Source organism: Flavobacterium seoulense (genome assembly GCF_000695795.1).
Lineage (GTDB): Bacteria > Bacteroidota > Bacteroidia > Flavobacteriales > Flavobacteriaceae > Flavobacterium > Flavobacterium seoulense.
Window position 1 is genome coordinate 1 of the sequence record NZ_JNCA01000048.1, and the last position, 7407, is coordinate 7407.

The following is a 7407-nucleotide window of genomic DNA, read 5'->3' on the forward strand; positions in this document are numbered from 1 at the left end:
AATTAGGAAAAGCAAAGATTGATTAAAACTCAGGTTAAAGCTCAATAACTAAAAATCCCCAATGTTAATTCATATCTTTTAAGATTTTAAAAAATTAATTAAAATTAAAAAATCATGACCCAAACAAAAACATTGGCAGAAATCGCTGAACTATGGAAAAACGACAAAAAGCTATATGTAAAAAAATCAACCTTTTCGGCTTATGTACTGTTACTCGAAAATCATTTATTGCCCGTTTTTAAAGACTACACTGAGATTGAAGACAAGGATGTACAACAATTTGTATTTCAAAAACTGGAACAAGGTTTAAGCCAAAAAAGCATTAAAGACATTCTTATTGTTTTGAAAATGGTGCTAAAATTTGGAGCCAAAAACAAATGGATGCAGTTCATTAATTTTGAGGTACAATATCCAACGGTGAGAGAAACACATACCATTGAAGTACTGAGTAGAATACATCAAAAAAAAGTAATGAGTTACATACAGGAACATTTTACTTTCAGGAATCTGGGTGTTTATATTTGTCTTTGTTCAGGAATGCGAATTGGTGAAATCTGTGCTTTAACTTGGGAAGACATCGATACAGACAATGGTATTATCAACATTCGAAAAACTATTCAACGAATCTATGTCATTGAAGATGGAGAAAGAAAGACTGAACTGTTAATTGATACGCCAAAAACCAAGAATTCAATACGTGAAATCCCCATGAGCAGAGATTTATTAAAAATGCTAAAACCCTTCAAAAAAATTGTAAATCCTGCTTTTTATGTGTTAACCAACGATTCTAAACCCACTGAACCCAGAACTTACCGAAGCTATTACAAAAACCTGATGCGCTTTCTGGAAATTCCCGACATCAAATTTCACGGCTTACGACACAGCTTTGCCACCAGATGTATTGAAAGCAAATGCGATTATAAAACGGTCAGCGTTTTACTTGGTCATTCTAATATTAGTACCACTCTCAATTTATACGTGCATCCTAATATGGAACAAAAGAAAAAAGCAATAGATCAAATGCTCAAAGCGCTAAAATAATTATACATATACATCATTTATTTCTTACTTTTGAAAAGAACTTAGTCAAAGTTTAGAATCTTGAACTTTGACTAAGTTGTATAACCAAAATTCAAAACCGAATGTCAAGTCAGCCAGAATATATTTTAGAGCAAAAATTAGTTGAACAATTACAACAATTAGGTCATAAAAAAGCAATTATTCGGGATGAGACTGACCTGATACTTAATCTTAAGACACAACTCGAAATTCATAATAAAAAATCATTTTCAGACAAAGAGTTTGAGAAGATACTGAATCACTTGGCAAAAGGAAATGTTTTTGAAAAAGCTAAAACCTTACGTGACCGCTTCCATTTTGTAAAGGATGATGGAACATCAGAATGGATTGAATTTATCAATAAGGATCACTGGTGTCAAAATCAGTTTCAGGTAACGAATCAAATTTCGCAGGAAGGAAATTTTAAAAACAGATATGATGTAACTATCCTTATCAACGGATTACCGTTGGTACAAATTGAATTGAAGCGCCGTGGGCTGGAAATGAAAGAAGCTTTTAACCAAATCAATCGTTATCATCATCAGTCTTTTAATTCGGGAAGTGGATTATTCAATTATGTTCAGCTGTTTGTTATTAGTAACGGAGTCAACACAAAATATTATTCGAACAACGCAAAACAAACTTTCAAGCAAACTTTTTTTTGGTCAGATGAACACAATACTAACATAACTCAGGTAGAGCATTTTGCACAGGCTTTTCTAGAACCTTGTCACATTGCAAAAATGATTACCAAATACATCGTTTTGAATGAAACGAATAAAATACTGATGGTTTTAAGACCATATCAATATTACGCCGTTGAAAAAATTGTTGACCGAGTAAGAAATACTGATAAAAATGGTTTTATCTGGCATACCACAGGTTCAGGAAAAACATTGACCTCTTTTAAAGCGAGTCAGATTTTAAAAGAAATTCCAAAAGTAGAGAAAGTTGTTTTTGTAGTTGACCGAAAAGATTTAGATTATCAAACCCAAAAAGAATTTGATGCGTTTGAGAAAGGAAGTGTAGATCCTACTGAAAACACAACACATTTAGTAAAACAACTTTCAGACAATACAAAATTGATTGTCACTACTCTACAAAAATTGAACACTGCCATTACAAAAGAAAAACACGGTAAAAAAATTGACAAATTAAAGGACAAAAAAGTGATTTTTATTTTTGATGAATGTCACAGAAGTCAGTTTGGAGATACACATCAAAATATTAAAAAGTATTTTAAAAAAGCGCAAATGATTGGCTTTACCGGAACTCCAATTTCTGAAGTTAATTCCATTGGAAAAATAGACGGAGCTCCAGCAACTACTAATAGATTATTTGAAGATTGTTTGCATAAATATGTAATTACAGATGCAATTAGTGATGATAATGTTTTGAAATTTTCTGTAGAATACGTTGGAAGATACAAGGAAAAAGAAGGTAGTAATACTTACATTGATACTGATGTTGAAGCCATCGATACTCAGGAGCTTCTTGAAAGTCCAAAGCGTCTTGAAAAAATTGCAGATTACCTAATTGCAGAATACGGAAGAAAAACACATAATAGTACTTTTAATGCCATGTTTTGTGTAAGTAGTATTGAGGTTTTGAAACAGTATTATGACCTTTTCCAAAAGAAAAAAGAAGAAGGAAAACACCAATTAAAAATAGCCACTATTTTTAGCTATAATTCTAATGAAGAATCGCAAGATGCGAATGGAATATATGAAGAACCTGAATTAGGAATGGTTGCAGAACCACAAGCGCAATATGGGGATTCTCATAGCAGAAATGTTTTAGAAAGATATATAGGTCATTACAATGAAATGTTTGGAATGAATTTTTCAACTAAAGATTCTCAAACTTTTTATAATTACTATAATGATATTGCTAAAAGAGTACGCAATAAAGAAGTTGATTTAATTATTGTTGTAAATATGTTTTTGACTGGATTTGATAGTCCACAACTGAATACATTATTTGTAGATAAAAACCTGAAATATCACGGATTGATTCAGGCATTTTCCCGAACCAACAGACTTTTAGGAGAAAAGAAATCACAAGGAAATATTGTTTGTTTCCGAAATCTAAAATCTGCCACAGACGATGCAGTAACTTTATTTTCGAATAAAGAAGCCATTCAGGAAATCATTATTCGTCCGATTGAAGATTATATTGAACTTTTCAATACTGCTTTACAGCAACTGAAGATTATTGCTCCAGAAATTGCAAGTGTAGATGCTTATAAAACCGAACAGGAAAAATTGGAATTTATAACCGCTTTTCGTGAATTGATGCGTATTCTAAATGTTTTAAAATCTTTTGCCGATTTTGATTTTAATAAACTGGAAATGACCGAATATGAATTTGACGGCTATAAAAGTAAGTATCTGGATATTTGGAATGAAAATAAGCCCAAAGTCGGAGAAGGAAAAGCAAGCATTTTAGATGATGTGGATTTTGAGTTGGAACTCATTCATCGTGATGAAATCAATGTTAGCTATATCATTTCATTACTAGCAAATCTTACTGGTTCTAATCTAACAGCAAATAAATTAGAACAAAAGAAAAAAGAAATCAGAGATATTCTTTCCGGTGATGCAAAGTTAAGAAGCAAAAAAGAACTGATAGAAAAATTCATAGAAGAAAATTTACCCCAAATTACTGATGGAGACAATGTAAATGAAGAATTTGAGAGCTATTGGAACAGAGAAAAAAACAAAGCTTTTGATACTATTGTAAAAGAAGAACATCTTAACAAAGAAATGTTTCAGGAAAGCATCAACGATTATCTTTTTACTCAAAAAATCCCTAAACTAAGTGATACATTAATGCTTTTAGAAATTAAACCAAAAATCACTGAAAGAAATACTATTGGAAAAAGAATCATTCAAAAGGTACAGGACTTTGTAGATGTATTTATTGATGGGGTGAATTCTTAATTCTTAATAATTATAATTAAGTTATGCGGTGAATAAACAACTTAATCACCGCATTTTTTGCGGAGAATAATCACTATATTTACCGCATAAATTAAAAATCAATGGCAATCTATATTCATCAGCTTAAAAATTGGCCTCATTTGCACTGGAATGAACAAGAATTTATTTCGTTATTAAGCGAAGTTAGGAACTTGCAAGGTAAACTCATGGGCAAAGTGGAATTGCTGGGCTTCGAATTAAAAGGAGAAGCCAATTTAGAAACCTTGATTCAAGACGTATTACAAACTTCTGAAATAGAAGGTGAAATTTTAAATCCGGAATTTGTTCGCTCTTCTATTGCAACAAGACTTGGACTAGAATATTCAGGATTAGAACATTCCGATAGAAATATTGAAGGAATTGTTGAATTAATGCTAGATGCTACTCAAAACGACAACAAAGTATTGACGGAAGAGCGTTTGTTTGGTTGGCATTCCGCATTATTTCCGACAGGCAGAAGCGGTATGCATAAAATAGAAGTTGCTAATTGGCGTTCAGGTGCTATGCAAGTAGTTTCAGGTGGTATGGGTAGAGAAACAGTTCATTATGAAGCTCCAAAAGCCGAAGAATTAGTGTCAGAAATGAAACAATTTATAGACTGGTACAACAACGAACAAAATCTGGAATCATTGTTAAAAGCCGCTGTAGCGCATCTATGGTTTATAACCATACATCCCTTTGATGATGGAAATGGACGAATTGCCAGGGCAATTACAGATATGCAACTTTCAAAAGCAGATGGTGTAAATCAAAGATTTTACAGTATGTCAACTGAAATAAACAAACAGAAGAAAAGTTACTACACCATTTTAGAACGAACTCAAAAAGATGATTTAGATATTACGGAATGGATTATTTGGTTTTTAGGATGCCTAAAAAACAGTATCCTTCACTCAAATATAATAGTTGATAAAGTAGTTAAAAAACATCAATTTTGGGTTAAAAATGTAGTTTTAATTAGTAATGAACGTCAGCAAAAAATGATTAATAAACTGATGGATCATTTTGAAGGTAATTTAACTACTAGTAAATGGGCCAAGATAACCAAAACCTCCCCAGATACTGCCCTTAGAGATATAACCGATTTAGTAAATAAAGGGGTCTTGGTTAAAGCCAATTCAGGAGGTAGAAGCACCCATTATATTCTAAAAGACAGTTTTTAGAATACAAAATTGAGCCGATTAAACAATTTAATGTATTTAACATCTTTACCCTTATAACCCAATAAATACAACACGTATACCTTATAAAACAGTTATACTTCCTAACAAATCAATAACAACCGGTACTCACCATCATTTTCTTTAGGTGCTCTGTGGATACAAGGTAAAACTTTTTGCTGAGGATGATCTACTGCTAATCTCCAAAGATGACCTAATCCTAAATTTATAGGGTTGGAATCCGCTTTGGGCTGGTAGTGTAAATCAAAATAATAATCTTTTAAAAAGCTTTCAAATTCAGCTTCCGAGCCTTTGTGAAATGCTTTGAGTTTTTCCCGAACTTCTGGAATCAGGATTTTTTATATTGCCTGATTATTGGGTAAAATATCACTTGCAGCACCATAATAGGTACATAAAAAAGTGTCGGTAGCAACTGGAGAACGATCTACATGATAAGAATATACGTCGGTTGAAATAAAGTCAAATTCCTCATCACGTTCGTAACTTTTGAGTAAATTAAGCGATGGCAAAGCTCCAAATTTAGTTAACAATTGCAAATCTGCTAAGATAATTTCTCTTGCGAGCTGTCCTTCTTCTGAGAGTTGTAAAGCTAAAAGATCTTCAATAAAAACTTCTGTAATATCCTCTTTTAATTGAAGTTTATCTACAATTTCTTTAAAATCGCCCACTAAATTTCTAGACCAGACAAGAGCATTTATCGTTCCTTGGAAACAGGTATTAATCAGCTCATCAAATGTATTAACTACTTCTATTTGATTGTTTTCTAAAAATAAAGAACTCATTCGTTTAATCAATCATTTTCTGTTTAAATTTAACATCAACCTGAGCATACAAAAACACTTATAAACATTCGGTATAAAAAGAAAAAGCTAATCTAATCATCAATTTTTTTAATTTTATTTTTCAAATTCTAAACTTGCTAAAATAAAAGGTCCTGTTCCTTTTCCGTCGTTGGAACGAATGGGTTCATTAATGTAATATTCATAAGAACCATCTCGATATGGTTTGCCTCCCAAACCTGCAACCGCACAACATTTGTTCAAATTAACGACACCATTTTCTTCTACTGAAATAAGATTTTTGATAATTCCATCATATCCTTTTTGAGCTGCTTTTTTATAGGATTTCGGTAAATATCCTTCGTTAACTGATTTTATGATTGTGTAAACAAACATTGCCGAAGCTGTCGCTTCTGTATAATTTCCCTTCGCTCCTGCTTTATCCAAAACCTGATACCAAAGCCCGTTGTCTTTATCCTGAACTTTAATCACAGCATCTGCATACGATTTAATATAGGATATGATTCTTGCTCTTCCGGGATGATCTTTCGGTAAAAAATCCAATACATCAACCATAGCCATACCATACCAGCCCATTGCTCTTCCCCAAAAATGTGGAGACAGACCGGTTTTTTTGTCTGCCCATGCCTGCTCTTTACTTTCGTCCCATGCGTGATACAACAAGCCTGTTTTTTTGTCTAAAAGATTTTCCTGAACGGAATCAAACTGAAGAACGACATCATCATATGACTTTTGCGCAGCTGTACCTGTTGTAAAATCGTGAGTATAATGTGTATAAAATGGCATCCCCATATACAAACCATCAAGCCAAACCTGATAAGGATATATTTTTTTATGCCAAAAAGATCCCTCTTTAGTTCTTGGTTGTCCGTCAATTTGTAAGCGAAGTGTCTGAAGCGCTTTTAGGTATTTTTCTTTTTTCTCTTTTTCGTAAAGATAAAGAAGTACATTACCACTGTTCAGTAAATCAATATTGTATTTTTCTATATCGTAAGAAACAATAGTACCGTCTTCATTAATTAGTTTCTCTCCAAAGTCGCTAATGTAATTGTAATATTCTTTTTTCCCTGTTTTAGCATATAATTTTTCTGCTGCATCAAGAACAATGGCTGCCGGATAAGTCCATTTAGGGCTTTTACTGAAATCAAGCATCCACGATTCCGGAAATCTGTGCATTTCAGAAAGCATCATCCTTTCAGACCAATTCAAATTGGCAGGAACTACTTTTCCAGATTGAGAATTTTCTTTTGCTGGTTTTGAAATAACTGTGCTTTTAGTCTGAGCGCTGGCTAAAAATGTTACCGAACTAAAAATCGTAAAACCAAGTACTTTTAATCTATAGTGTAATAAATTCATTTATATAAAGTTTTAAAAATTCAGCAATTT

General features: G+C 32.5%; 4 protein-coding genes and 1 pseudogene. 3 read left to right on the forward strand and 2 right to left on the reverse strand.

Annotation, left to right across the window (positions count from 1 at the left end; translation table 11 throughout):
• The first annotated feature begins 114 nt into the window (after positions 1-114).
• From FEM21_RS15985 to FEM21_RS15995, 3 genes are all read left to right on the forward strand, one after another.
• Complete coding sequence (locus FEM21_RS15985; RefSeq protein ID WP_035662705.1) at positions 115-1041, forward strand: tyrosine-type recombinase/integrase; 927 nt, start codon at positions 115-117, stop codon at positions 1039-1041.
• Between the two features lie 101 nt (positions 1042-1142).
• Positions 1143-4001 (forward strand): type I restriction endonuclease subunit R, encoded by a 2859-nt coding sequence (locus tag FEM21_RS15990; RefSeq protein ID WP_035662707.1) that lies wholly within the window; start codon positions 1143-1145, stop codon positions 3999-4001.
• Between the two features lie 101 nt (positions 4002-4102).
• Positions 4103-5203, forward strand: a complete 1101-nt coding sequence (locus tag FEM21_RS15995) for a Fic family protein (protein ID WP_035662709.1) — start codon at positions 4103-4105, stop codon at positions 5201-5203.
• A gap of 101 nt (positions 5204-5304) precedes the next feature.
• Here FEM21_RS15995 and FEM21_RS16000 read toward each other — a convergent pair.
• Together FEM21_RS16000 and FEM21_RS16005 are read right to left on the reverse strand one after the other, a co-directional pair.
• Positions 5305-6003, reverse strand: a pseudogene (locus FEM21_RS16000) (DUF1826 domain-containing protein).
• 114 nt (positions 6004-6117) lie between these two features.
• Positions 6118-7377, reverse strand: a complete 1260-nt coding sequence (locus FEM21_RS16005) for a glycoside hydrolase family 88/105 protein (RefSeq protein ID WP_035662712.1) — start codon at positions 7375-7377, stop codon at positions 6118-6120.
• Positions 7378-7407 lie beyond the last annotated feature (30 nt).